Raw genomic sequence first — 26,485 nt, 5'->3', positions numbered from 1 at the left:
CTATTTCTTTTCAGCTTTATTTCCTTCAATCTCGCCTTCCACTCCTTCGTCCTTCGCTATTTTCTGCCAAAGTTCCCTGAACTTATTAAACTCCTTGTTGTACATAAAAGCAATGCCAGTGACGATCAGCTGTCCGTCAATCACGCTCTCAAATTCGTTCTTTCTGAAGCCCTTCAGTCGATACCGTCCATCCTCTGAGAGCAGGTATTCAAGGCTGACATTGCCAATAACAGGTGTTGTACCCTCCGTTGTTTGACTGCTCCCTTCTATATCCACGGCACTACCCACCTGAACAATCAGGCGGTCATTGAACAGCTTCTTTTGTGCATTGATGTCAAGCTGGGTTCGGTCCTGGGGAGTTTCTCCCTGGTAGTCGGTATAGCTATCCAAGCCGAAGTTCAAGTCGAGGCCTGTCTTGCCGACGAGTTTATCCGAAAAATTGTTGAGCTGCCCCGACAGCACCTTGTTCACATTGCCCCGTGCGACCGCCGCAGCGCCTCCGCCACTTCCATCGCTGCCCGAGCCTGGAAAAAAGCGATTGAGCACCAGCAAGGAAAACACCTGCTTGTTCAACTCACTCTCCTGGCTGTTCAATTGCTGCAACCTGCCATACACGTCGCCGCCAATGGCCCCTTGTTCATCCTCAGGCATATCCAGTGCGAAGGATAGCTCAGGCTGGAGCAGTTGCCCCTCCACATTCAGATAAACAAGGAAAGGAAGTTTCTGCTGATACTTACTGGCCAGGCCAGTGCTTTCACCGGACGTTCTGATGGCCATCAGCGGAGCTGCCGAAGTTTCCACCTTGTAGATAGCCCGCACATTTAGTGAAGCGTCCAATGGATCGCCACGCCATGTAATGGTGCTCTGCGGGGAAATCTCGAAGCGTTTTTTTACCAGGTTGTACAGACTCGCTTCATAGTGTCCACTGCTAATGGAATAAGTGCCGGAAAGTGTCGTCCGGCCATTTGGCTCGAGCCCTACTATCAAATCGCCCGTGCCGGACACCTGAAAGTTATCGCCGGTCTTCTCATCAATAACAATTTTGAACGTTGCGTTTTTGTCTACTGATAAAGTAGTATTCACATCGTAACCTACCAGTTGTGCAGAAGCCGTCTTGGTATCTCCTCTGGTCAGAACATCGTCGGGATTTTCTCTGTTGACGAAAAGCACTACGCCTTCTCTTTCCATCACGTCCACTTGCGATTCAGGCACCACAAAAGTGAAATCCGTTCCTTCTTTAATGGCAAGCCTTCCCTTGATCACAGGCACTTTCAGATCACCACCCACTGTGAGGTCAGCATCCATTTTTACTTTTCCGTAAAACAGTTCATTGTCTTGTTTGGACGCATTGACAGGCTGGAAATTTCTTGCGTTGATCGTCAACTGGAAGGTAGGATTGCTGATGTTTTCTGTCAACACTTTTCCATCAAGCCTAAAGGCGTTTTCATCATTGTCGACTACTGTAAAATTATCCATGTACAGTCCGGTATTATCAACCTTGAGTGTTTCGTCGGGCAATGTAAAACGAGTGTCTAAACTATTCACAATAAGGCTGGCAGCACTAAACCGAATAGTGCCTGTGTATTCCGGCGAAGCAGTAGTGCCGCTTATTTTAACTACGCCCGCCACACTTCCACTGGCTTCGGAAAAGGCCTCTTTTGCAAACCCCTCAATCACGCTGGCTTTCACTTCATTTAGCACCAAATCGAGATTCATTTTAGCTCCTGCCTCATCAGCCAGATAGTCGCCTGTCAGGTCAAGGTCCGCATTGCCGCCTTTGAGGGCCAGGTTGAAGTCGTAGCTACCTCTTCCAATAGATTTCGCATTAACTACCATATTGCCCATATCGACCTCCATCACGTTGAGCTGGTTAATCTTGAGGCTGGCCAAGAGGCCTGTGTTACCAAACGGATCCTCCACAATGAAATCACCAGACAGCACTCCCGTAACGAGCGGCTGGTCGGGGTTAAGTGAGCTAAGCAGCGTGGCAAGGCTAAAATTCCTGAAGTCAATTCCAATATGCGCCTTTTCTATATTGGGCAGGCTGGAGCTAACGGTAAGCGACTGCTGATTCTTGCTCAACGTGAAATCCTGGAATGTCAGCAGCCTATTGGCATAGCGTATCTCATTTGTTTCTTCAATGGACCAGGGGCTTTTGTCGAGCACAAAACCCGATGGAACAACATGGTAAGTTATCGTATCACCATCAAACCTAACCTCAGACTGCACATGTGCAATCGGCTCCTCTTCAGCGTAGCTGTCGAAGTCAAATGTTAGCAGCTTGTTCCTAAGTGCTCCGGCTATGTTGGTTCTCTGAACGGCTAGAGGGCCTGCTTCAACGCCCAGCCACCCAAAGTCGAAAGTCACGCTGTCTCTCCCGCCTGAGAGGTCGAAACGAAGGCTGTCCACTTTGCTTCCTCCATAGGCAATAAGCGGCGCCCTGACCCTGGCCGCCAGCTCATGCCTGGCCTCATCAAACGTAGCGGTGATTGTAACAGAATCCATCTTTTCAAGGCCCGGCAGCAGCACCTCATTGAGCAACGGCGACTGCCGGATCGTTAAGGACATATCCATGACGGTATTTCGCAAAACTGTGTCGGTAGCCACTGAATCAGAAAAGTAAGCATTAAGTTGCCTGTCAATGGCAGCTGCTAGCAGCGCTGGAGACGTGTTTGATGCTACATTCATTTGCAAAGAACGACTCGCCACCCGTAAACTGGTGCTGTCATGCCTTACAATCCCCTCTGCACTAAAGGCACCCAGTGGGAAGGATCGGCTATCGTAGATGACAAGACCATCTTCAATGTCTGCTTTTAGGTGAAATGCATCTGCATTTCCTTCAAAATTGGCCTCCAGCCTGAATCTGGCTCTGATGTCTTCTTTGGCTATACCAAGGGCCAGCAAATCCGCCCCTTTCAAATCAAGCACCATGTTGACCGCTGATGAAGAGGCATCCAGCTCCATCAGGGCTTTCAGCGAAACGTCCAGGTTCTCATCTTTAAACAAAAGATCTATATCGCCTTTTCCATCTTTGATGCCGCCTGCCAGTGTCAATCCTGAAAAGTCGTAATGGTTGAACTCCAATGTTTGAAAGTCGGACTGGAGCGATGCATTAAGTGACGAAAGGCTTGTTCCCGAACCCGAAGCCTTCGCCGAGAAAGTCAGCATGCCTATCTGATCACTTTTCAACAGCTTACCGAGCCGGAGTTCCTTCACGTCAATATCAGCGGCGAATGATAGCTGCTCTTTATTAGAAAACTTACCGTTTACGTTTATTCTACCATCGGGAGTGGTCAGGTTGGCTAATATGGTTGACTCGTCAAGCTCTCCGTTGGCCGTCAGGTCAAGGGTGATTGTCGTCGGCACGGCCACGCCCAACTCGTCTTCAGAAATGAACTTAAGCACATCAGCTCTCTTCGTTTTAAAAGTAAAAGGTGCCGCTGCAAACTGAAGGTGTTGCACGTCCGGAACATTTTTCAACTCTCCGTTCCATGACAGGGTCGTTTCATCACCCCAGTTGATCAAAGCATCATTAACCTTTAAGCCAGCGAGTGACCCGGTTAACTGAAAATGGCCGCTTAACTTTTGCTCTGCTAGTGCAACGAGGTATTTGTTGTCAGCAAGGACAGGCTGAAAAATGAAGGCGTCGCTTACATTGAAACTCATCTCGGCAATGTCGAGATCGAATACTGACGTTTCTGGTGAATTGAGCGCCTCCGCAATGGAAGGATAAGAAAGTTTTGCACTGCCTTTCAAAATGCTTTTGCCTACTTCAACTTCCAGCTTCGCAACCGAAGAAGCTTCGCCCCCCACTTTCAAGTCAAATGCAAGATGAGCCAGGTGCAGTCCGCTTGCCTCGCTGAAAGAAAGACCTTTGACTTGCGCCTGCGCCAAACCCGGATAAAAAGCCACATTTGAGGCTTCGAATGCCAGGTCAGCGAAAGCCATGGCGTTGGCAGTAAAAGTACCCTCTCTGGAGCCAACCGTGTCTACCTGATAAGCAAGCTGATTGTCTGCCAGCGAAATGGATCCCACCGCCACCTGCCAGTCTGGCCATTCGAAAGTTACAGGCTGCTGGCTGTTTGCAATAGTGTCTGTCGGCTGGGTATCGGGCTGCCTACGCCTGGTGGACATATACGAAAGATTCGACTGGTTGAAAACAATAGTTTCGATATTGATTATGTTGTTGGCCAAATCGATTTCTGGCGCTTCAACTAAAAAGTGACCAATCTGCGCCTCCACGGCTATGGAATCTGGCATTGATACATAGCTGCCCTTCACGTCGTCCACCGTCAGCTCGTCGACCATTAAAAAAGGGAGTGTTGACGATGATCCGGCCGTATCTGCTGACTGCAATAAAGCCTTTACTTGTTTGTATGTTACTTCCGTGTGCTCCAGAACAAAGGATTCAACATGAAACCTCATTTGGTCTACGTCAAAATCGTCCACTTCGAGTTGAAGGCCACCGATTTTCAATGATGCCAGCATTCCAGTGACCTCATCATCATAGGTAATGTCAAAATCATTGAAAGCAATAGTACCTACGTCAATAGCGAAAGAAGACTGTTCTTCAGGTGCTTTTGGAAGACTGGTCGTGTCTGGTTCCGCAACAAATGCGGCTATCAGGAAATCAAAGTTGTATGCCCCACTGGGCTCTTTTCTGTTCACCCTGGCAGTAAGCCCCGACCATTCCAGCATTTTCAGGTCGAGGCCATGTCCCCTGATCAACGGCATCAACGCCACCGACACCTCCAAGCTCTCGGAGTAAACGAGTGTGTCTCCTTGTTGGTCTTCCACATAAAGGCCTTCCAGAAAAGCGTTGCCGGAGAAGGTAATGAAAAGCCGCCGGATATCCACCTTTGCCCCTGTTTTGTCGGCTACCAAATCAAGCGCCTTGCTCACAATGATATCCTGCCCCCAGGGACTTCTGATAAGCAACACGACAATAATGAAAAGCAACAAGATGCCTCCCAAAATACCCGCTATGATCTTTATGAATTTATTTCTTTTTGTTTCTGGCATATAGTCCAGTCATCCCTGCCTGTGCAAGGCGGCAATGTGGCAAAATCTTCTCTCTGGGTTGGAAGGTGCAATATAACAACGTAAGATATCACCAAACAGCTATTTTCAAACTCAATACGGCAAGGGCATTTTTTGGAAAAAGAGAGTTCAGCAGCCAAGTCGGCTGGCATTACCAATGCCACTTAGAGAATAAACAGCTTCCATTTGTTTGACTGTCAATGAATTGTGATCGGCATCGACACACTTTCGCTCGCCCCTATTCATGCTGCTGGAAGAAAAACTAAAATTATTTGCGTAAGCAAATACTTACATATATATTTGTAAGCAAGTACTTACGCAATATATAATGGAAATCAGACGAGATGTATTTCAGGCAATAGCCGACCCCACCAGAAGGGACATATTAAACCTGCTTACGCACAAGTCGCTTAACCTGAATAGCATTGCTGAAAACTTTGAGGTTAGCCGACCTGCGATATCTCAGCACATCAAGATACTGACTGAGTGTGGGCTCATTATCATTGACCAAAAGGGACGGGAGCGCTATTGCCAGGTGCAGCCGGAGAAGCTGAGGGCTGTGGCGGACTGGCTTGAACCCTTCCGTAAAATGTGGGAAAATAGATTTAACCAACTCGATAATTTGCTTAACCAATTAAAAGAAGACAAAGATGAATAAGACAGTTTTCACCAAAGATTTAACTAATAAGAAAATATTAGTTGAAAGGCATTTTGATGCGCCCGTAGCACTGGTTTGGAAAACCTGGACTGACGCCACGCTGCTGGATCAATGGTGGGCTCCAAGCCCATGGAAGGCCAAAACGAAATCGATGAACTTTAAGGAAGGCGGCTACTGGCACTACTGCATGGTGGGGCCTGAGGGAGAAGTAGCCTGGGCCAGGCTTGACTATGAGAAAATCAAAATTCATATCAGCTATTCGGCCAAAGATGCATTTTGCGATGAGGCTGGGAAGATCAATAAAGACTTTCCGGGAGCGTACTGGCAGGTCAGTTTTTCTTCATCGAGCACTGGCACCAAAGTCAATGTAGTCACCTCATATAACTCGGTAGAGGAGCTTGAAGCCATGGTAAACATGGGCTTCCAGGAGGGCTTCGCCATGGCGCACGACAATCTGGACGAGCTAATCAAAACCCTTGTCTAAAAACCCTTTTCATGAATGCGACAAGTCGCAGACTCCCCTTGTGTTTGTCGCATTCATACCGTAGTGTCATTGTCAAAAAAAATGATATTTGACTCTCACAAACCCAACCCAATACCGATATGACAAAGCAACTTTGGCTCAACCTGCCTGTGAAAGATGTAAAGAAGTCAAAAGCCTTTTTTACCAAGCTTGGATTTCAGTTCAGCACCGGACCTGGAGATACTGACACCTCTGCGGCTCTTTTGGTCGGAGAGAAAAATGTGGTGGTGATGCTGTTTGAAGAGCCTGCGTTTAAGGGCTTTGCAAATGCTGACATTGCTGACACAAGCAAAGGCTGCGAGGTGCTGCTTTCCATAGATACCGAGAGCAAAGAGGAAGTAGATATTTTGACTCAAAAAGCGATTGATGCGGGCGGAAAAAGCTCTCACAAACCGTCCGCAATGAGCGGCTGGATGTATGGCAGTCTTTTTATTGATCTGGACGGCCACCGCTGGAATGTGCTCTACATGGACATGAGTAAAATGAAAAGTTAACATTCACCAACCTAAACCTACTACTATGAACTTCTTTAAAAGCGCAGGGGCTGTTCTGCTTGGACTGGTTGTCATTTTTGCATTGTCTCATATCACCGATGTTGTTCTGGAGAAATCGGGTTTGATGTTGCTGCCATTCGACTCAAATCCAATTTGGTTCAAACTCCTCGTCACTTTCTACCGCACCTTTTATGTGTTTGTCGGCGGTTACGTGACGGCAAGAGTGTCCCACGCCAACCCTATGCTGCACACCATTGTACTGGCATCGATAGGTTCTGTGCTTGGTATCCTTGGAGCCATCGCTATGTGGAGTGAGCCTCCTCATTGGTATCCCATTGCTCTTGTTATTCTCGGCTGGCCAAGTGCATGGCTTGGCGGAAAACTTAGAGTGAAAAATTAGTCTGAGCTTATCACATTTTTCAAACCATTTCCGATATGCTAAAATTCAAAACAGCCATCCTGCAAATGGGCAACAATACAGGCATTGAGGTGCCACCGGAAACAGTAGAAGCACTTGGTGCTGGCAAAAAACCGTTGGTGGTTGTCACCGTCAATGATTACAGCTATCGAAGTGCTATTGCTGTTATGGGAGGAAAGTACCTGATCAGTTTTAGCTCAGCCCACAGAGCTGCGTCAGGTCTCGGGGGTGGTGACAAAGTTGAGGTTGCGCTTGAAGTGGATACTGCTCCTAGAATAGTGGATGTGCCGGAAGATCTTCAAAAAGCCCTTGAAAGGCATCCACTTCTCAAAATCAAATTTGATGGCCTCTCTAATAGCAAAAAGAAGCTGCTGATACTACCGATTGAAGATGCGAAAACCGAGGAAACCAGAGCCAGGAGAGTAGAAAAAGGCATTTCTATGCTTGAGAAGGATAAAGTCTAATCTCTCCTTCAAAACATATGTAGCATCCTTTAGCTGGCACCACAAATCTCAATACTACAATTAGGATATTGTACAAAATTCCCTACATTTACCAATACTACAAATAAGACATTGAAAATACAGCCTTACGGAGACAACCGGCGGCGACCTGTTCAATGCCTGCCAGACGAAGAAAACATACGAAACGAACCCAATATGAAAAGATCACAATTTATCAAAGGACTTGGGCTGGGCGCTTCTGCCTTCCTGGTTGCTCCCAATACTATTCTGGGACAGGAAGACAAGCCGGCGCAGTACCAAAAGGATATTGTTTCGCAGTTTGTGGGGGCAGGCCACAGCAACCTCGACAAGGTGAAAGAGCTGTTGGCTGAGTTCCCCAACCTCATCTATAGCAGCCACGATTGGGGCAACGGCGATTTTGAATCTGCCATTGAAGCCGGAGGGCATGTAGGGCATAAAGACATGGTCAACTTTCTGATCGACAGCGGTGCCAGGCCCACCCTGCATGCCCTGACCATGCTGGGAAAAACTGACCTGGTGAAGCCAATTTTGGAAGCTTACCCGCAGGTCATTCATTCGCTCGGCCCTCACGGGTTTACTTTTCTGCACCATGCGCAGCGGGGAAAAGAGGATGCGCTGGAGCTCCTCGCTTATTTTGAGTCAAAGGGATTAACGGAAACCAAAGTCGCCATTAAATAAGAAGAATTCATATGAAGGAATATCAAATGGGGGAGTTCGAAGAGATTGTACTCCTCACTGTGGGAGTGCTTTACCCGGAGGCATACGGTGTAGCGCTCAAAGACGAAATAGAAACTCGACTAAAACGTAAAGTGAGTGTGGGCGCCCTGCAGTCGGCCCTGCGAAGGATGGAAAAAAAGGGATACCTTCACTCCAGAGAAGGCGAGCCCAACGCAGAGCGGGGTGGCAAGCCCAAGCGTTATTTCACTATTACAGCCTACGGAAAAAAAGCGCTGGATCATTCTAAAGACGTCCGTCTGGCGCTCTATAATGCCATCCCACCAGTCGCCCTGGATTTTAAATTCACATGATTAAAAAGGCTGCCAACAGGCTCTTGAAGTGGTACCTCCACCCCGACTTTTACCCCGACATCAGCGGTGACCTGGAAGAGCTTTACCTGCGCCATGCAGCTACCTCCTCACGAACGGCATCTTGGAGGTACGTGCTTCAGGTGATTGTACTCTTCCGGCCATCACTCATGCGACCATTATTCAAAAACTCAATTATAAAGGACACAGGTATGTTAAAGAATTATTTCAAAATAGGTATCAGGAGCCTGCTGAAACAAAAGGCCTTTACCTTTATCAATGTGATGGGGCTGGCAGTTGGGCTGGCGGCCTTCCTGCTGATTCAGCAGTATGTAAAGTTTGAGAAAAGCTACGACAGGCACTATGCCGATGCTGATCGGCTGTATCGCCTCACAACCGATCAGGTGGTCGACAGTGTGCTGGGCACCAGGGATGCCATGTCGTTCGCACCATCTGGCAAAGTGCTGGTAGAAGAGGTTCCTGAGATCGTAGATGCCACTACGACGCAAAATTTTGGAGAACTCATTTTCCGAAAAGGCGAAAGCCTGGTGACCGAGGAGCACGTGCTGGCAGTCGACGAACATTTCCTGAGGCTGTTCACATATAAGGTCCTTGAAGGCCATTCTGAAAGCCTGCTCACAGAGCCCAACACCCTGGTGCTGTCAGCGTCAAAAGCGAAATTCTATTTTGGCGACCAAAACCCAATAGGCAAAACCATCTACCTCCAAAGTGCTTTCGACAGAGACTTTAAGGTGGTCGGTATCGTTGAAGACCCGCCGCAGAGCACACACTACAAATTCGACATACTCATGTCCATCAGCACCATCAAAGACCGACTGGATGATGATGCGTGGAATGGCTACAACTATTATACCTATGTGAAACTCGATCAGGGCGCTGACATTGAGAACGTCAGACCGCTGCTACCAGCTTTGTCAAAAAAGTACATGGGAGAAGAAAGCAGCCTTGTATTCAATCTTCAGCCTGTGATCGACATCCATCTCTATTCCGATTTCACCTTTGAACCCGAGATGCATGGCAGCGCCAAAGCCGTCAGTTTCCTTGGACTTATTTCAGTTTTCATCCTGATTATTGCCTGGGTCAATTATGTAAACCTCTCTACTGCCAGGTCATTTGACAGAGCAAAGGAAGTGGGTATCAGAAAGGTAGTGGGGGCTCGCAGAAATCAACTCACATTCCAGTTTATTACCGAGGCATTCATGATCAATGTGCTCGGCTCACTGCTGGCCCTCGGGCTTGCCGAGCTTGCACTTCCCTTATTCAACAACCTGATTAGCAAAGAAATTCTGGATCACACATGGAATGATGCAGGTTTTCTACGCAACGTATTCATTTTTGCAATCATTGGCACTCTGGTATCGGGCGTGTACCCAGCTCTTGTGCTATCTGGCTTCCGACCTGTAATGGTGCTGAAGGGCAAATTCAGAAACTCAAAGCAAGGTATTTGGTTGAGAAAAGGCCTGGTCGTGCTTCAGTTCGCTTCCTCGCTTTCGCTGATTGCCAGCACCTTCATTGTTTACCAGCAGGTCAATTACATGCGCTCCAAAGACATCGGTATGTCGATCGACCAGGTGGTTGGGTTCAGAAACCCACGGGTAAACGACGCCGACTACGAGGCCCACAAACAAAAACGGACGTTGTTTGCTGAAGAACTAAAGACCTATCCTGCTATTCAGGGAGTTGCCATGATTTCCAACCTCCCGGGTGGGGGCAGCTCCGACGTGAACTCAAGCAGCGGTGGTATAAAAATCGTCGGTAAAACAGACCGGCTGGACGCAACTACCTATGTGTTGTCTTTGAATGACGAGGTAATCAGCGTTCTGGATATGGAAATTCTCCATGGTCGCAACTTTGATAGAAACAGAGGAGTGGATACTGCCACTGTGCTGGTCAATGAAGCATTTATCAAGCGGTTCGGTCTTGTGCCCGATGTGTCACTGATCAATGAAAAGGTGCAGTTTGGAAAAAACCCGGAAAATAGAAAGCATGACATCGTAGGTATTGTAAAAGACGTGAACAGAAGCTCGCTCAAAAATGAAGTGGAGCCAACGGTTTATTTTTACAATGATACACCCTCTCAGGTGATGGTAAAACTGGCGGCCGGGAAGTACAGGGAAGGGCTGGAAATCCTTGAAACCACCTGGCAGAAGTTCTTCCCAAATGACCCTTTGAGGTATACCTTTCTCGATGAGCGATTTGAGGGACTTTATCAGGAAGACAAACGATTTGGTGCAGTTTTCGGTGCATTCGCTGTGCTCGCCCTGGTTGTAGCCACGCTGGGCCTTTTCGGACTTTCGTCTTTCATGGCCATCCAGCGTACAAAGGAGGTGGGTGTCAGAAAAGTGTTGGGAGCTTCAGTACCAAATATCATTGGCATCTTTTACAAAGATTTCCTGTCGCTGATAGCTGTTGCATTTTTGGTTGGCGCACCGCTGATCTACTTTGGGATGACTCAATGGCTCGATGGCTATGCCTACAGGATTGGCTTCCCCTGGCTATTTCTTGGCTTATCGCTGCTCATTGTGCTGGCGATTGCGCTTTTAACCGTCGGCTACCAGGTATATAAAGTGGCTGTTTTGGACCCTTCTAAAACACTGAGATACGAGTAAAGTCTCAAAACAGCATTCAAACCACCAAAAGGCCATCCCCCGGGGTGGCTTTTTTTGATGCGCCTCGAATTGACCTCCTTTCGGTACATTCTGCTATCTTGCTTACTAATAAACAACTTTACCCTTAGTACAAACCCACCTAGCCTACTTCATGAAACTTCTGACATTTCCTGCGCTTCTTTGTTTTCTCACCCTTTACTCCTGCTCAACCTCAACTCAGGTGGGCGATGGAGACGCCGCCCAAGTCATCGAAAACAGCCTGGTGGCTGGCATGCAAATAAAAGGTGAACCGGTGAAGACCTACACGCTTGCTGAGAGAATGTCACACTATAACGTGCCTGGAGTAAGTATTGCCGTAGTAAAGGACGGAAAAATCAGCTGGGCCAGGGGCTATGGAACTGCCAACTCACAAACTGGCAGTCTGGTTGATGTCAACACACTGTTTCAGGCAGGCTCCATCAGCAAGCCTATTGCCGCACTGGCTGCGTTAAAGCTTGCCGGGGAGGGAAAAGTTGAGCTGGATGCTGATGTAAACACTTACCTCACAAGCTGGAAAGTCCCCGATAGCGAATTTACTCAAACCGAAAAAGTAACACTTCGCCGATTGCTTACTCACACGGCGGGCACCACGGTTCATGGTTTTCCGGGGTATCACCCCAGCATGATATTTCCCGGCATTGAAACGGTATTGAATGGCAGAGGTAACACACCCGCTATCTATGTAGATACAACTCCCGGTACTCTTTGGAGGTACTCAGGCGGGGGCTACACGATCATGGAAAAGGTGGTGGAAGATGTGACCGACTTGCCACTCGACATTTACCTGAAGCAAAGTATTTTGGAACCTCTGGGTATGGAGCACAGCACTTATGCGCAGCCACTGCCTGCCGATCGTGCTGCTGAAGCCAGTGCTGCCTATGATAGCAATGGCACCCTCATTGACGGGCTTTGGCACAACTACCCTGAACAGGCAGCTGCCGGCCTCTGGACCACCCCATCCGACCTGGCCAAATATTGCATCGAAATTCAATCCATTGTGGCTGGCAAAAAGGGTGGCATCTTATCGCAGGAAATGGTGACCCGCATGCTCACCAAAGACAAAAATGACTGGGGATTGGGGCCGTCATTGAAAAACGATGGCGATGACCTGATTTTTCAGCACGGCGGAAAAAATGCAGGGTTTACGAACAATATGGTGGCCTTCGCCCATAAGGGAGAAGCCATTATCATAATGACCAATGCCGACAATGGAGGCCGCCTGATTGGCGAAATCATCAACGCCGCTTCTGACTACTACGACTGGGGCCTGTCGAATGTCAGAACCATAGAAACCATCAAACTGTCCTCGGAAAAACTACAGGAATTTGTCGGAAAGTATCAGTATTCAGAGCAGGTGCCGGGATCAGGCAGCTATTATATTGAAGTAAGGCTCACCAATGGTCAGCTCACTGTGATCGACCCCGAAGAAAACAGTTCTTTCAGTCTGACGCCGACGGAGGCTATGAAATTCATCGACCTGGAAAAAGGAGATCAGATTGTCTTTTCTGCCAGTGAGAATAGCCCGGTGGTCTTGCTTTGGAACAACAACTATAGGTTCTATAAAGTAGAATGATGATGTCAAAGTATAACAACCAGACAATGAAAGCACTGTTCACCATTTTGATCACATGCTGGATAATTCCGTCCCTTGCCTACGCCCAGCAGGCGCAACAACCAAACATCATCATTATCCTCACCGATGATCAGGGCTACGGCGATTTGGGAATTACAGGCAACCCACATGTCAAAACCCCAGTCATTGATGCGTTCGCCAGGGAAAGCGCCCGACTCAATAATTTCTACGTATCTCCGGTGTGCGCCCCGACCCGCTCCAGCCTGCTCACAGGTCGATACTCACTGCGTACGGGCATCAGAGATACTTACAACGGCGGTGCCACCATGGCCCCTGATGAAGTCACAATGGCGGAAATGCTCAAACAAGCCAATTATTCCACCGGCATCTTTGGCAAGTGGCACCTGGGGGATAATTACCCCAGCAGGCCCAACGATCAGGGTTTTGATGAATCTGTCATTCACTTGTCAGGTGGTATGGGACAGGTTGGCGATGTAACCACCTGGTTCAAGGGCGACAGCAGCTATTTCAACCCAACACTCTGGCACAATGGGAAGCAGGAGGCATACAAGGGCTATTGCTCGGATGTTTTCGCTGAACAGGCCGTGAAGTTTATCGAAAACAATCGCCGGTCTCCATTTTTCTGCTACCTGGCCTTCAATGCACCACACACTCCCTTGCAGGTGCCCGACAAGTACTACCAGATGTACAAAGACATTGACCCATCAAATGGTTTCAATGATGGCAGACCTTTCGTGCCTATGAGTGAAAAGGACAAAGAAGATGCTCGCCGGGTTTACGCTATGGTGACCAATATTGACGACAATGTAGGCAAGCTGCTCAAAAAGCTGGATGAACTGAAAATCGCTGACAATACCATCGTCATCTTTATGACGGACAACGGCCCTCAGCAAAACCGGTATGTAGCAGGCATGAGAGGGCGGAAAGGTGACGTTTACCGGGGAGGAATCAGGGTGCCGTTTTACCTGCGCTACCCCGCTAAGCTGAAAGGCAATAGAGATGTTGCCACCACCGCTGCCCATATCGATATCCTGCCAACCATCGCTGAGGCTTGTGGCGTAGCCGCTCCAGCTGACCGGCAAATCGATGGCAGGAGTCTTTGGCCACTGCTAAAGGGCGAAAAGGTCGACTGGTCAGAAAGAACGCTGTTCTTTTACTGGACCCGGCGCTATCCCGAGCTATACAACAATATGGCGTTGCAAAAAGGCCCCTACAAGCTGGTAGGCAAAACTAACTACGATTCCCCGCTGGAAGCTTTTGAACTGTACAATACCGAAGCCGATCCATACGAGCAAAACAACATCATAGCAGGAAGCAAGACCATAGCAGCGCCTCTGAAAGTTGAGTTGGACCGCATCTACAGGGAGCTCATCACCTCCGAAAACCTGATGAACCCACCCAGAATTGCCATAGGCAGTGCAAAGGAAAACCCGGTGATCCTCAACCGAAACGACGCTGACGGCGAAAGAGGCATTTGGGCCCAGGAAGAAATTTATGGACTTTGGAGAGTCGGTATTGAAGAAGGGCGATACAATATCCGTTTCAAATTCACTCAGCCTGTAGCAGGTGGCGGTACCTTATACCTCGAAACAGGCCCGATTATCCAGCAGATGAAGGTAGCAGGAAGCACAACGGACATGATAGAAATGAAGAACGTTAGCCTCTCGCAGTTGGATTGCGACCTGACTTCGTTTTATACAGTGAATGGCCGGAGCATCTTTCCTTTTTATGTGGAGCTGGAGAAGCTAGAGTAAAGCTCGGATAGGCACGGACCTCTCGACCGCTGCTTTAGGGCATGTATGCAAAATATTATATCTTCATTGCCCGGCTTGAAAACACACTGGCACCTATAAGCAGTCTTTTCGTAAAGATAAGCCGTTCGGTTTGAAGCTTAAACTAACCACCCGTTGAAACAAATGAAGAAAGAGACAGGTGTGCTCAAAAAGCATAATTCCCTGACAACTGTCAGAAGACTGCTTTTACTAGCACTACTAGTGAGTCCACTGACCAGCGCCTTTTCACAGGTGAGGCTACCACAAATCATTGCAAATGGCATGGTTTTGCAGCGTGACGCAAAACTCAATATCTGGGGCTGGGCATCTCCTGGCGAAAAGATCACGGTATCATTCAACAACAAGCGATATAAGGCAACAACCTCCGCAGAAGGAAAGTGGCTTGTTGAGTTGCCCGCCATGAAGGCCGGCGGCCCGCACCGTATGACGATTTCAGGCAAGAACACCATTACCCTCGAAGATATCATGATGGGCGATGTTTGGTTCTGCTCCGGGCAGTCGAACATGGTTCACCAGCTCAATATCCACGATGTTACTTATGCCGATGAAATAGCCAATGCCAACTATCCTGAGATCAGGCAGTTTCTTGTTCCAACTCGCAACAGCCTTACTGGCCCTATCGACGATTTAGCCGACGGCTCGTGGAGCCAGGCCGTATCAGAAGAGGTGAGGCCCTTTTCGGCTGTCGCTTATTTTTTTGCAAAAAAGATCTACGACAAATACCATGTGCCCATCGGCCTCATCAATGCCAGCGTCGGTGGCACTCCTATTGAGGCGTGGACAAGTGAAGAAGGCTTCAAAGAATTTCCTTCGGTACTGCAAACCATAGAAAACAACAAGGACACAGCCTATGTTAATGCCATCAATAGAAAAGCAAGGCCAAGCCAGCCTCCAAAGCAGCCGGAAGACAAAGGGCTAACCGGGCCAAAACCGTGGTATGCCATTGATTTCGTTCCAAAAGACTGGCGTACCATCAACATACCCGGCTACTGGGAAGATCAGGGTGCCAAAGACCTGAATGGCATCGTTTGGTACAGGAAAGAAATTGAAGTGCCGGCTTCTATGGCTGGCAAAGAAGCGAAGGTGTTTCTTGGGCGGATAGTGGATGCCGATGTGCTCTACATCAACGGAAAAGAAGTCGGGAACAAAACATATCAGTACCCGCAGAGAAGGTACCCGGTTCCTGCCAGTCTGCTAAAAGCCGGAAAGAATATTTTTGTGGTCAGGGTCACCAACTACAACGGCAAAGGCGGCTTCGTGCCCGACAAGCCGTATTGCGTGTTTGCTGGCAGTGACACAGTTGACCTGAAAGGCTATTGGCAGTACAAGGTAGGCGCTGTATTTGAGCCCCAGCCAGCCCTTCCTCCTGGCATCAGTGCGCAAAACCAACCCACGTCACTTTTCAATGCCATGGTGGCTCCCATCACTGCCTACCGAATAAAAGGAATATTGTGGTACCAGGGAGAAAGCAATGCAGGTAAACCGGTCGAATATGCTGACCTGTTGCCTGCACTCATCAACGACTGGAGAACTCAGTTTGACTACCCCAACGCACCATTTATATATCCCCAGCTTCCCAATTTTATGGAGGTAAATTACCTGCCTTCCGAAAGTAATTGGGCGATTTTAAGAGAGTCGCAGTTGAAGGGTCTGGCGGTTCCCAACACTGCCATGACGGTAAATATTGACTTGGGAGAATGGAATGATATCCACCCCGACAATAAAAAAGATGTGGGCGAAAGAATGGCGCTTGCTGCACTAAAAATAGCTTATGGGGAAGCCATCGTTTATTCAGGCCCGTTGTACCAAAGCCACTCCATTGAGGGCAACAAAATAACCATCTCATTTTCACAAGTTGCTGGTGGCTTGATAACAGATGATGGTGAAGAACTGAGTGAATTCGCCATTGCCGGAGCCGATAAAAATTTTGTTTGGGCACAGGCAAAGATTGAAGGTGATAAAGTGATTGTATGGAGCGATGAATTAGCTGAGCCAAAATTTGTGCGCTACGCCTGGGCCGACAACCCTGACAATCCCAACTTGTACAACCAGGAGGGACTACCAGCCTCTCCATTCCGGACAGACTAATGAAGCTTTGTATGCACTAATATTTCGACTCGGCTCTAAATAATTACAACTGATGAAGAACCTACTTACTCTATTATTTACCGCTTCAATTGGCCATATAGCGATTGGCCAGGGGGCGAAAATTGACAGCAGCAAATACCCGCCCCTGGTCACTTTTACAGCCCAGGAAGACCACGCCAACATGATGCAGCAGCTGGGCATTCAGCAGTTAAGGCCGGGCCCAAGTGGCAATGAATCGGCGCCCAATCATGCCAACTACGACGAATCCATTGCGAATCCCTGCGCTCAGTTGCCGGAGCTGCTTGTCACCAACAGTGGCAAAAAGGTCACCTCGGCTGACATGTGGTGGAAGCAGCGGCGACCTGAAATTGTAGAAGATATTGAAACTGAAATGTACGGCCGCCTGCCGAAAAACATCCCAACGGTGACCTGGGAGGTAAAAATCACCGACAGAGAATTTGTGGGGCGCATTCCGGTTATTGCCAAGCAACTGGTGGGGCACGTCGACAACAGCGCCTATCCGCTGATCAACGTCGACATCAACATGATGCTGGTGGTGCCCACCAATGTGAAAGGGCCCGTACCGGTTTTGATGATGTTTGGCCGCCCTTCATTCCCTTCGCCTGCGCAGCCCTCCAACCCCGACATGGAAACCCTGAATGAAGCTTTCAAAGAGATGATGATCAGGAGCAATCCTGAAGTGAAGGAGATTTTTGATCGCTATCCTGCCTATACGCCCCTCACAAAATTGCCTGGCCCCAATTTCTTTGCACCTCCTCCAACTGGCGATTCGCCTCCAACAGAGCAACTGCTGGCTGCAGGCTGGGGCTATGCCACCATTGAGCCTGCCAGCATCCAGGCCGACAACGGTGCCGGGCTTACCCGGGGGATTATTGGCCTGGTGAACAAAGGGCAACCACGCAAACCTGAAGATTGGGGCTCACTGCGTGCCTGGGCCTGGGGAGCCGCCAGAGGCCTCGATTATCTGGAAACAGACACCCTGGTGGATGCGAAAAAAGTGGGTATCGAAGGCGTGTCACGCTATGGAAAGGCAGCTCTGGTAACGCTCGCTTTGGAGCAAAGGTTTGCCGTTGGGCTGATAGGATCGTCGGGAAAGGGCGGTGCCGTGCTTCACCGGCGTGTTTTTGGTGAAGCCGTAGAAAACCTCACCGGGTCAGGAGAATACCACTGGATGGCAGGGAACTACCTGAAGTACGGCGCCTCCAAAGCAACTTTCAGTAGTAAAACTGGCTGCGATCTGCCCGTTGATTCACATCAATTAATTGCCTTGTGTGCCCCTCGCTTAACATTCATAAGTTATGGCATTCCTGAAAAAGGCGATGCCAAATGGCTGGATCAGCACGGAAGCTACATGGCTACGGTAGCTGCCGGCCCGGCTTTCAAACTGCTAGGTGTCAAAGACATTGGTGTCTCCAACAATTATCAGACTGAGCAAATGCCTCCCGTCCTCACAGGTCTGCTCCACGGCGAACTGGCATGGAGACAGCACGATGGCGGACACACCGACGCTCCCAACTTCCAATATTTCATTCCCTGGGCAAGCAGCTTTTTAAAGTACGAGAAAGCACAGTAGCCCTGACAACCACAGAGGCGATAAGCTGCGCTCCCATTGTATCTGACCTGGGAGCCAGCGCCTCGCTCAATACTTCTTTCCTGCCATTCACCACAGTTTCGCAACAAATTCTAACATCCCAAGTATACTCATTCCATACGATCATAAGAGCATCAGTATGATTTATGAGTACCAGGAATTTAAGCTGAACAGTGCACTTAGTCGGTATATCGACTGTGTGTGGACGGAAAGCTATACAAAGCGGCCCGAAAACAAGGGAAGAACCTACCTGGTGGTGCCCGACAATACCGTGGAGCTAATCTTTACTTCTGGCACGCTTGAAAGACAAATAAAAGATGGGTCAGGAAAAGTAGAGGTTTTGGGTAGCCATCTCTCGGGGCTCAAAACCATTGCCCAGGATGTAAAGGTAAATGGAGAAATGGGCATTTCCGTTCGCTTCAAGCCGAATGGACTCTACCCATTTATCAAGCCAGGTCTTAAGGAGACAGTGAATCAGTCAATATCAATTGAAGACCTTTTTGGTAAAGACATGCTGGAATTGGAAAGCAAGCTTTTTGAAACCCAGTGCTTGCTAAATAGGGTTAGGCTTATCGAAACCTACTTTATGAAAAGACTGCTGACACTCAACCGGCAGGCCGATGCCACTTTCGACTACCTGATTAACCGCATTGTGGATGGAAGGGGCGCTCACCGTATACTCGATCTGGCGGAAGAAACCGGCGTGACCATAAAAACCTTTGAGAGAAAATTCATGCAAAACCTGGGCGTGTCACCCAAGCAGTGCGGGCAGTTGATTCGGCTGTTTCATACACTGAAAGCCACTAACAAGGCCAGCCAGGTCAACCTCACCAGCATTGCCCACGACAATGGTTTTTACGACCAAATGCATTTTATCAAAGAGATGAAGAAGTTCACACGGCTGACACCCGGCGAATACCTGAAAGCTCCGAGGGATTTGCAGATGCCCATTTTCACAAGAAACTGAAGCTAAACATCTTTTTGTCCAGTTTTTACTATCCTGCTGTGCCGTAACCTCGCAATTTTGGCAATTAAAATCATAATTGGCTTCCTCTATTTCACCATGGCATACTCAGATATGTAAGTAGATACAACACTGACTGATGAAAAAACTTGCATCTATTCTTCTTGCAATATTCCTCGGCTTTATCGCCGGAAGGCTCGCTGCCAGCGAGCGTCAAAGCGATGTGCTCCATACGCTCCTGTTTCGCATCGTTTCGCCAAATGGAGCAACTGAATCCTACCTGTTCGGTACTCACCACGCATTTAGCAAGTCTTTTTTTGACACACTATCGAATACGAGGGCCAAACTCATGGCTGCGGAGATAGTGATTACAGAATCAGATCCCGAACCCGGCCATACGGCAAACGACATTGTGAATGCCCGTACGTCCGAGACACAGTGGTCAAAATACCTGACAAAAGCTGACCTGGCTTACTTACGAGAGCACCTGCATGACAGCCCGACCAACTTTGAAAAGCTGCGGCCTGAAGAGTTGTATGCCGCTCTCAACAGGGAATACACCATTAACGCCTGTAACACAAGAACAGCCGCCGATCCCAATCTTTCAATCGACGAATATATCGGCTTTCTTGCCAAGCAGGCAGGCAAGCGGGTGATCGGCCTGGAAACGGCCGATGAGCAACTTGAGTTGATCAGGAAAGACATTGAAGGCATGCCACCAAAAGTGCATAAAAAACGTCTGTCCCGGCTTATTCAATTAATAAAAAGCGGAGGTAATAGCCAAATCTGTGAAGCCACCGACATGTACCGGCAGATGGCCTTTGATTACAGGCTAACGGAGCCCTGCTTCAACAGCCTGATATTGACCGACCGCAACACCCGCTGGCTGGAAAAAATCGTTGGTGATCTCCAGTCCTCAAGCTGTTTTGTCGCCGTCGGGCTGAGTCATTTACAGTTTGAATGCGGGTTGATCAGCCAGCTGAGAGAAGGAGGTTTTGTGGTAGAGCCTATTTCTACAACGGAGTGACCTTAAAGCCTTTGGGGAGAAGCGCTTTCAATTACTACTCCGGCAACAATAACCCTCAATCGACAAGACAATTAGCCGCTTCCACATTTTTCTCAGGCAAACAATCAAAAGACCTTGGAAGTTGCCGTAAAGTCGGCCTATATTAAAGCACCTGTTCCCAAATCGTTCTTCGAAACACATTCCAAAGCAGGTTGCCGCCTGATATGAAAGCTTGGGATCGGCGGTTTTTTTTATACTTATTAAACACACACCTTAACGCAAGTATTTGATCACCGAACCTCCCTTTCAAAAGAATGAAAGCCAAACTACTGTTTACCTTCCTTTCAATTCTTATATGCCAAAAACTTGCCGCACAAGTCTATCTCGAAAAGCAGACCAGACATCGCTTTGCTCAAATGAACCTGGGTCTGGACTACCAAACCAACTTCGGTGGAAAGACTGCATACATTGATGCAGATGGCAACAGAAAATCGCTAGCCCTGGGGCAACTGCACAAACCTCGGTTCCTAATTGGGGGTACTCACTTTTGGGGACATGCCGACTTTTACATCGCCATTCCACTGCATAGCCCTACTTTTAAAAAGGAAAATCAGGTGGTCAACTACCTGAGCGGCGTGGAAACGGTGTTCAAATATTATCCATTAAAGATCGAAAGTCAGAAAATCCGCCCTTTTATAGGCACTTCAGTAGCGGCATTTTACTTTGAGCAAAACAACAACAACCTTGAATTTGGCAACGGGCCAGAACTAAACCACACCTCGCTGCCCTTATTGGCTGGATTGACCTTCGACCATAAAAGTCACCTCTTTGAGGCAGGTGTGCTATGGAACTACGCCAACAAACAAGACTATTACATCTCAAAAACTGACATAGCGAACATCAGAACACCTCCTTTGTATCTGACGCTGTCGTACAGACTGATGTTCGACACCACTATTAGCGCCGAAAAGAGTTGGGAGTCGGGAAGAACCGATGAAGTAACCCAGCTGCTGGCTGATAAAAAAAGACTGAATAGCTTCTATATTGGAGCAGGTCTTTCGTCAGCCTTTTGGATGAGTAAAAGCAGCTACAACGCCGTCAACAGACCTTACCTGCCAAAGTACAATACTTCGATAATGCCCGACTTTAGCCTTGGGTACTATATGCACCAGCCAGATATGAATATTGCACTGACCTACCGGGGCTATGGCACTTCAACAAACACCTACGGCACGATACAAGTCCTTCACAGGAAATCCGCAGGGCTTGAAGCCACCAAATTTCTCTTCGATTACCATGGCTTTGTTCCGTTTGTTGGCCCTGTGCTCACCTACGAGCAGCTATCCTTTGACGAATCTTTCGAAAACCAGCGGACAGCCGGCGTGTCAGAAAACAAGCTCGGCTACGGCATCACCTTCGGGTGGGATATCCGGCCGAACCGAATACAAACATGGCTGCTGAGAACCAACCTGAGATGGTTCCCCAAACTAGACCTGCCTATCGACAATGGCCAATCTATCTCATTCAACGGCATCGAATTCAACTTCATCCAACTGGTTGTTTACCCGGGAAGAATGAGGAAGAGGTAGGTTTTGCATGAATTTATTGATGTTTACTGACTGATTATCAGTAGCAAAAACACCTAAACTGGTTAGTTTTAGGTATCTTATATTTTTAAAGCTTACTCATGAGACATAGCCAGCTTTATTCTTTTCTTCTGATCATCCCTGCCGTACTTGCCTCATGCAAAAGCGATAGCGGCGAAGCCCCCGCTGGTAAGAACGAAGTTTCGGGCACCATCAAAGATGAAGACGGTCGATCCTACCCGAAGGCAAAGGTTCAACTTATTGGAGCTGCCGAAACTGAAACGATGCTGACCGACGCTGATGGCAGCTTCGGGTTTGACGTCAGCGTGGACGGCACCTATCGGTTAACAATAACACCTCCATTGTCGACAAAACTAGTTTCCAAAGACACACTCTCCCTCGATCTTGAAGCAGGAATTGAGCAAACAGCAGCGTTTATTATTCAGCCTCAAACATTGAATGGGTTACTGGTACTCAACAGCATTGACGTCTTTGGTGAAATAAGAAATGAGGCAGGAGGCCTGCCCGACAAAGACGAAGAGCCTCTGTATGCAAGAAATGTGTTTGACCCACCCATCGGAAAGCTTACGCCAATCACTGCGCCCGACAACCACCATGTGACGCTGTTAGAATGGCGCAAAGCCCAGGGCACTGCCAAAGCTACATGCGATGGAAATTCCGCATCTATAGCTATTACCCTCGCCGGAATGATCCCCAACGGAACCTACACCTTTTGGCTGGACTTTCTCACCAGCAAGAAAACGGCGGGGCAGCCAATCAACCTTGGAAGCGACATTGCCAGCATTGAGCCATTAGGATCCGGCACACTTAACATTGCCAAAGCCGATGCGAACGGAAACATCACCGCCACCATTAAACACCCTTCGTGTGTGCTCACAAAAGAAGCCGGCCTCGTGCTGCTGGTGGACTACCACATCAATGGCAACACATACGGTAGCGCTCATATTCCGGATGAAGAGGACGTGAGCCATATGCTGTTCTATTTTCAGTAGTCAACCGAGCCAATTACCCTCAAATGCTCAAGTAATTATCCGCTGGCATCAAAATAAGCCCAAGGCACCTAACACGGAAGAATGGGCAATTTTTCCAACAAATTCTATTAGATTGACACTCAATTTTTGGCTATTGCTGTGCGTCAATCAGATTATCTAAAGTCTTATGAAAATTAAACACCTACTTTCTCTCCTTCTCGTGTTGCCTGGCTTCTACGCAGTTTCGCAAAACGCCTCAACGCTCAAATGGTGGAACCCAGCCGAACATGCATTCCCCGTTATAGAAGGGCAAGCCTGGGCAGGCGAAACAAAGGAACCCTACGACCGGCTTCCGGCCAGAGCCGAAGGGAAAGTTCCGCCAGCCGTTTGGAGTCTTTCTCAGCATTCGGCTGGCCTGATGGTGCGGTTTCGTTCTAATTCGACACAGATCGTTGTTCGATATATTTCCAGGCCAAAAGGGGAAGGCAATAACTACGGCATGGACCACATGCCAGCTACCGGCGTGAGTGGCGTCGACCTCTACGCTATTACTAATGAGGGGCAAGAAATCTGGTGCACTGCCAAACGAAGCTTTGGTGATACCATTGTCTACCGCTACGAAGGGCTCAGGGCAAATGACAACTTCCACGATTTGGGCAGGGAATACCGCCTGTATTTGCCACTTTACAATTCTGTTTCCTGGCTGGAAGTGGGCGTGGAAACCAGTGCTCATTTCAAGCCTCTGCCTGTGCGAAAAGAAAAGCCTATCGTCGTGTACGGCACGTCCATTGCTCATGGTGCCTGTGCTTCCCGGCCCGGCATGGCCTGGACATCCATCGTTGGGCGAAAAATGGATCGCCCACTGATCAACCTCGCTTTCAGCGGCAACGGTCGGCTCGATAGCTCCTTCGTAGATTTCGTGAATGAGATTGACGCCAAAGTGTTTGTGCTCGACTGCTTGCCCAATCTTATCCCTGGCACCTGGGAAAGGCTTGGCATCAACGGGGAGCAAGGGTTAAAGGATCGGGTGCTGACGTCGGTTCGTACTTTGAGGGCAAAGCATCCCGCTACCCCCATCCTGCTGGTGGATCATGCCGGCTACTCCGAAGACCTCGTCAATGATGACCGAAAATGGCAATACACCACCGCCAATAGGGTGCAGCAGGAAGCTTTTTATCAGCTAAAGAAAGAAGGGGTGACGGGCCTTTTCTATCTCACCAAAGAAGAGGTCGGCCTTGGGCTCGACGACATGGTGGATGGCACTCATCCCACCGACCTCGGCATGCTTCACTATGCGCAGGGCTACGAAAAAAGCCTGAGGGCCATTTTGAATGAACCGGTGGGAGTCGCTTCCACCACCAAACCAGTCACGCAATACCGGGAGCCCAACAACTACGACTGGGAAGAACGCCATAACGAAATCCTGCAAATGAACGCCAGCGAACCACCTAAGATGGTCTTCCTGGCTAACTCTATCATTCATTTCTGGGGTGGCTTGCCACGTACTAAACGAGTGGTGGAAGAAGAGTCATGGAAAACACTGTTCACGCCAGCGGGCATGCGCAACCAGGCCTACGGGTGGGACAGGGTGGAGAACGTACTCTGGCGGGTATACCATGGCGAACTGGATGGCTTTGAAGCAAAAAAGATCTTTATCATGATAGGCACCAATAACCTGCACCTGAATACAGATAACGAAATTCTGGAGGGGTTGGGTCTGTTACTTGACGCCATCAAAATCCGCCAGCCAAAAGCGGAAATTACGCTCATGGGGCTCTTACCAAGAAGAAATAACGAGCAGCGGGTGGCGAGCCTAAACCAGGAAATGGCCAGGCTTTCAAGTACGCAGCAGGTGAAATACGCTGACCAGGGTGCCATCTTCTTAAAAAAAGACAACAAGATTGACGAAAGCCTTTTCTCAGATGGCCTCCACCCTAATGCCGCTGGGTATGTGAAGATGAGGGAGGCGCTGAAGCCTTTGGTTAGCAAGTAATAATTACCCAAGCCGAGTGCTATCATTAGTAAATTTATATCGTTACAGACTAAACACTTCGACCTACATGAAAGCTTATTTTTCTTCTCTTCTATTTCTAGTTTCATACTGCAATTGTGTCGCCCAGCAAGACACTCTTTTTCTTAGTGAAGAATGGATCGAAACTAGCAAAGAAACTGCCCAATTCTACCGAATAGAAACTTCAGTGTTTACGGAGAAGGAAATGGTAATGGTTGAAGATTACTATTTGGATGGCCAACTTAAAATGGTGGGATATTTCACGTTCCCAAAAAGCCAAATAAGGCAGGGTCGCTTTGTGTTCTATCACAGAAATGGTACCAAGGCGTCAGAAGGAAATTTTGAAAAAGGACATTGTGCCGGAGATTGGATTTATTGGTATAAAAATGGAGTAAAAAAGGAAACACGGTTTTTTGAAACGCCTGAACCGACCAAAGAACTTTCACAGATGGGGAAAGTCATTGATCTGTGGGACTCCACCGGGCGTCACTTAGTTGTCAATGGCACTGGCGATTATCAGTCGTCAGACGACGAAGAAGATTACACAATACAAGGACGACTTGTCAACTCAAGAAGAGAGGGGGAATGGCTGGGTCGATATGAAAATGGCGCCATATTTTTTAAAGAGAAGTATCAAAATGATGTATTGATTAGCGGTGTTAGCTATGATTCAATCGGAACTGAATACCGCTATAAAGAACTCGCCGTACAACCTGAACCAAAGGTCGGGATGCATAAGTTTTATGTCTACATCTCGAAAAACTTGAGGTATCCTAAGGCTGCAAGAAGGCAAGGTATTGAGGGAAAAGTTTTCGTTCAATTTTTCATCAACGAGGAGGGTAAAATAGTTGATGTGAAGGCCATCAAGGGAATTAGTCAAGATTGCGATGAGGCTGCAGAAAAGGTGGTAGCAGGGGCCCCTGACTGGACACCAGGCATCCAACGAGGTCAGAGGGTGAAAGTGAAAATGATCTTACCTATAACCTTCAAAATCCATTAGAATTATCTATCTAACTGCTAGGTTCTAAGTCAAATTCCTCCTCATGCTCCATCTGCAACGAACCACTTCTGAAAATCCAGCCTTCGTCGAGCTGGTAAAGCAACTGGATGTGTACGTGACAGCCATGGACGGTGAAGACCATGCCTTTTATGCTCAGTACAATCACATCGACAAGATCAAGCATGTGGTGGTGGCTTACGATGGAGAAACAGCTCTCGGCTGCGGCGCCATCAAAAAGTTTGACACCGCCACCATGGAAGTAAAAAGAATGTACACTGCACCCGAAGGCAGAGGGCGGGGAATTGCCTCTAAAATTCTCCACGAATTAGAGCGATGGGCTACAGAGCTTTCCTGCGAACATTGTATTTTAGAAACCGGCAGACAGTATGAAAACGCTATCCGCCTATACATAAAAGCAGGCTACACTGAGATTGAAAACTATGGACAATATGTCAATATGACCAGCAGCATTTGCTTTGCAAAGCAATTACGCACACAAACCACAACCTGATTTAACGCCACAAAAT

The 26,485-nt window shown here is 48.2% G+C and carries 20 protein-coding genes; 19 read left to right on the top strand and 1 reads right to left on the bottom strand.

Annotation, left to right across the window (positions count from 1 at the left end; all coding sequences use genetic code 11):
* A complete protein-coding gene (locus RIF36_RS23445; protein WP_350120281.1) occupies positions 1-5,022 on the bottom strand; it encodes a translocation/assembly module TamB domain-containing protein in 5,022 nt (1,673 codons plus the stop codon).
* Between the two features lie 346 nt (positions 5,023-5,368).
* Between RIF36_RS23445 and RIF36_RS23440 the strand changes: the two genes are divergently transcribed.
* From RIF36_RS23440 to RIF36_RS23350, 19 genes are all read left to right on the top strand, one after another.
* Positions 5,369-5,698: an ArsR/SmtB family transcription factor gene (locus tag RIF36_RS23440; protein WP_350094023.1), complete on the top strand. Its 330-nt coding sequence runs from the start codon at positions 5,369-5,371 to the stop codon at positions 5,696-5,698.
* Positions 5,691-6,182, top strand: coding sequence for an SRPBCC family protein (locus RIF36_RS23435; RefSeq protein WP_350094026.1), 492 nt, complete (start codon positions 5,691-5,693; stop codon positions 6,180-6,182). The genes RIF36_RS23440 and RIF36_RS23435 overlap by 8 nt, the downstream gene beginning before the upstream one ends.
* A gap of 119 nt (positions 6,183-6,301) precedes the next feature.
* Positions 6,302-6,715: a VOC family protein gene (locus RIF36_RS23430; protein WP_350120284.1), complete on the top strand. Its 414-nt coding sequence runs from the start codon at positions 6,302-6,304 to the stop codon at positions 6,713-6,715.
* A gap of 25 nt (positions 6,716-6,740) precedes the next feature.
* Entirely contained in the window at positions 6,741-7,115 is a 375-nt protein-coding gene (locus tag RIF36_RS23425; protein ID WP_350120287.1) for a hypothetical protein, read from the top strand.
* 35 nt (positions 7,116-7,150) lie between these two features.
* Positions 7,151-7,597 (top strand): YdeI/OmpD-associated family protein, encoded by a 447-nt coding sequence (locus RIF36_RS23420; protein WP_350120290.1) that lies wholly within the window; start codon positions 7,151-7,153, stop codon positions 7,595-7,597.
* 195 nt (positions 7,598-7,792) lie between these two features.
* Positions 7,793-8,296: an ankyrin repeat domain-containing protein gene (locus RIF36_RS23415; protein WP_350120292.1), complete on the top strand. Its 504-nt coding sequence runs from the start codon at positions 7,793-7,795 to the stop codon at positions 8,294-8,296.
* A gap of 11 nt (positions 8,297-8,307) precedes the next feature.
* Positions 8,308-8,646 (top strand): PadR family transcriptional regulator, encoded by a 339-nt coding sequence (locus tag RIF36_RS23410; protein WP_350094041.1) that lies wholly within the window; start codon positions 8,308-8,310, stop codon positions 8,644-8,646.
* Positions 8,643-11,273 (top strand): ABC transporter permease, encoded by a 2,631-nt coding sequence (locus tag RIF36_RS23405; protein ID WP_350120295.1) that lies wholly within the window; start codon positions 8,643-8,645, stop codon positions 11,271-11,273. The genes RIF36_RS23410 and RIF36_RS23405 overlap by 4 nt, the downstream gene beginning before the upstream one ends.
* A gap of 151 nt (positions 11,274-11,424) precedes the next feature.
* Positions 11,425-12,885, top strand: a complete 1,461-nt coding sequence (locus RIF36_RS23400; protein ID WP_350120298.1) for a serine hydrolase domain-containing protein — start codon at positions 11,425-11,427, stop codon at positions 12,883-12,885.
* Between the two features lie 26 nt (positions 12,886-12,911).
* On the top strand, positions 12,912-14,660 hold the full coding sequence (locus tag RIF36_RS23395; RefSeq protein ID WP_350120301.1) for an arylsulfatase: 1,749 nt from the start codon (positions 12,912-12,914) through the stop codon (positions 14,658-14,660).
* Between the two features lie 162 nt (positions 14,661-14,822).
* Positions 14,823-16,787: a sialate O-acetylesterase gene (locus RIF36_RS23390; RefSeq protein ID WP_350120303.1), complete on the top strand. Its 1,965-nt coding sequence runs from the start codon at positions 14,823-14,825 to the stop codon at positions 16,785-16,787.
* 52 nt (positions 16,788-16,839) lie between these two features.
* Complete coding sequence (locus RIF36_RS23385) at positions 16,840-18,381, top strand: glucuronyl esterase domain-containing protein (protein ID WP_350120306.1); 1,542 nt, start codon at positions 16,840-16,842, stop codon at positions 18,379-18,381.
* Positions 18,382-18,538: 157 nt separating this feature from the next.
* Positions 18,539-19,366 (top strand): helix-turn-helix domain-containing protein, encoded by an 828-nt coding sequence (locus RIF36_RS23380; RefSeq protein WP_350120309.1) that lies wholly within the window; start codon positions 18,539-18,541, stop codon positions 19,364-19,366.
* 136 nt (positions 19,367-19,502) lie between these two features.
* Positions 19,503-20,390: a TraB/GumN family protein gene (locus RIF36_RS23375; RefSeq protein ID WP_350120312.1), complete on the top strand. Its 888-nt coding sequence runs from the start codon at positions 19,503-19,505 to the stop codon at positions 20,388-20,390.
* A 293-nt stretch (positions 20,391-20,683) separates the two neighbouring features.
* Positions 20,684-21,958: a hypothetical protein gene (locus RIF36_RS23370; protein WP_350120315.1), complete on the top strand. Its 1,275-nt coding sequence runs from the start codon at positions 20,684-20,686 to the stop codon at positions 21,956-21,958.
* A 98-nt stretch (positions 21,959-22,056) separates the two neighbouring features.
* The gene (locus RIF36_RS23365) at positions 22,057-22,968 is read left to right on the top strand and encodes a carboxypeptidase-like regulatory domain-containing protein (RefSeq protein ID WP_350120317.1); all 912 of its coding nucleotides are present in this window, start codon (positions 22,057-22,059) and stop codon (positions 22,966-22,968) included.
* Between the two features lie 166 nt (positions 22,969-23,134).
* Positions 23,135-24,940 (top strand): SGNH/GDSL hydrolase family protein, encoded by a 1,806-nt coding sequence (locus RIF36_RS23360; RefSeq protein ID WP_350120320.1) that lies wholly within the window; start codon positions 23,135-23,137, stop codon positions 24,938-24,940.
* A 67-nt stretch (positions 24,941-25,007) separates the two neighbouring features.
* The gene (locus tag RIF36_RS23355; protein ID WP_350120323.1) at positions 25,008-25,958 is read left to right on the top strand and encodes a TonB family protein; all 951 of its coding nucleotides are present in this window, start codon (positions 25,008-25,010) and stop codon (positions 25,956-25,958) included.
* Between the two features lie 43 nt (positions 25,959-26,001).
* The gene (locus tag RIF36_RS23350) at positions 26,002-26,469 is read left to right on the top strand and encodes a GNAT family N-acetyltransferase (RefSeq protein ID WP_350120326.1); all 468 of its coding nucleotides are present in this window, start codon (positions 26,002-26,004) and stop codon (positions 26,467-26,469) included.
* Positions 26,470-26,485: the final 16 nt, after the last annotated feature.

The organism is Imperialibacter sp., from assembly GCF_040222815.1.
Classification (GTDB): Bacteria; Bacteroidota; Bacteroidia; order Cytophagales; family Cyclobacteriaceae; genus Imperialibacter.
Note: the sequence above shows the minus strand (reverse complement) of the source record. Positions and strands in the feature narration are given on the sequence as shown.

Coding starts and splice junctions, on each gene's coding strand:
- RIF36_RS23445 (WP_350120281.1), bottom strand. CDS start 5,022: ATGCCAGAAACAAAAAGAAATAAATTCATAAAGATCATAGCGGGTATT.
- RIF36_RS23440 (WP_350094023.1), top strand. CDS start 5,369: ATGGAAATCAGACGAGATGTATTTCAGGCAATAGCCGACCCCACCAGA.
- RIF36_RS23435 (WP_350094026.1), top strand. CDS start 5,691: ATGAATAAGACAGTTTTCACCAAAGATTTAACTAATAAGAAAATATTA.
- RIF36_RS23430 (WP_350120284.1), top strand. CDS start 6,302: ATGACAAAGCAACTTTGGCTCAACCTGCCTGTGAAAGATGTAAAGAAG.
- RIF36_RS23425 (WP_350120287.1), top strand. CDS start 6,741: ATGAACTTCTTTAAAAGCGCAGGGGCTGTTCTGCTTGGACTGGTTGTC.
- RIF36_RS23420 (WP_350120290.1), top strand. CDS start 7,151: ATGCTAAAATTCAAAACAGCCATCCTGCAAATGGGCAACAATACAGGC.
- RIF36_RS23415 (WP_350120292.1), top strand. CDS start 7,793: ATGAAAAGATCACAATTTATCAAAGGACTTGGGCTGGGCGCTTCTGCC.
- RIF36_RS23410 (WP_350094041.1), top strand. CDS start 8,308: ATGAAGGAATATCAAATGGGGGAGTTCGAAGAGATTGTACTCCTCACT.
- RIF36_RS23405 (WP_350120295.1), top strand. CDS start 8,643: ATGATTAAAAAGGCTGCCAACAGGCTCTTGAAGTGGTACCTCCACCCC.
- RIF36_RS23400 (WP_350120298.1), top strand. CDS start 11,425: ATGAAACTTCTGACATTTCCTGCGCTTCTTTGTTTTCTCACCCTTTAC.
- RIF36_RS23395 (WP_350120301.1), top strand. CDS start 12,912: ATGAAAGCACTGTTCACCATTTTGATCACATGCTGGATAATTCCGTCC.
- RIF36_RS23390 (WP_350120303.1), top strand. CDS start 14,823: ATGAAGAAAGAGACAGGTGTGCTCAAAAAGCATAATTCCCTGACAACT.
- RIF36_RS23385 (WP_350120306.1), top strand. CDS start 16,840: ATGAAGAACCTACTTACTCTATTATTTACCGCTTCAATTGGCCATATA.
- RIF36_RS23380 (WP_350120309.1), top strand. CDS start 18,539: ATGATTTATGAGTACCAGGAATTTAAGCTGAACAGTGCACTTAGTCGG.
- RIF36_RS23375 (WP_350120312.1), top strand. CDS start 19,503: ATGAAAAAACTTGCATCTATTCTTCTTGCAATATTCCTCGGCTTTATC.
- RIF36_RS23370 (WP_350120315.1), top strand. CDS start 20,684: ATGAAAGCCAAACTACTGTTTACCTTCCTTTCAATTCTTATATGCCAA.
- RIF36_RS23365 (WP_350120317.1), top strand. CDS start 22,057: ATGAGACATAGCCAGCTTTATTCTTTTCTTCTGATCATCCCTGCCGTA.
- RIF36_RS23360 (WP_350120320.1), top strand. CDS start 23,135: ATGAAAATTAAACACCTACTTTCTCTCCTTCTCGTGTTGCCTGGCTTC.
- RIF36_RS23355 (WP_350120323.1), top strand. CDS start 25,008: ATGAAAGCTTATTTTTCTTCTCTTCTATTTCTAGTTTCATACTGCAAT.
- RIF36_RS23350 (WP_350120326.1), top strand. CDS start 26,002: ATGCTCCATCTGCAACGAACCACTTCTGAAAATCCAGCCTTCGTCGAG.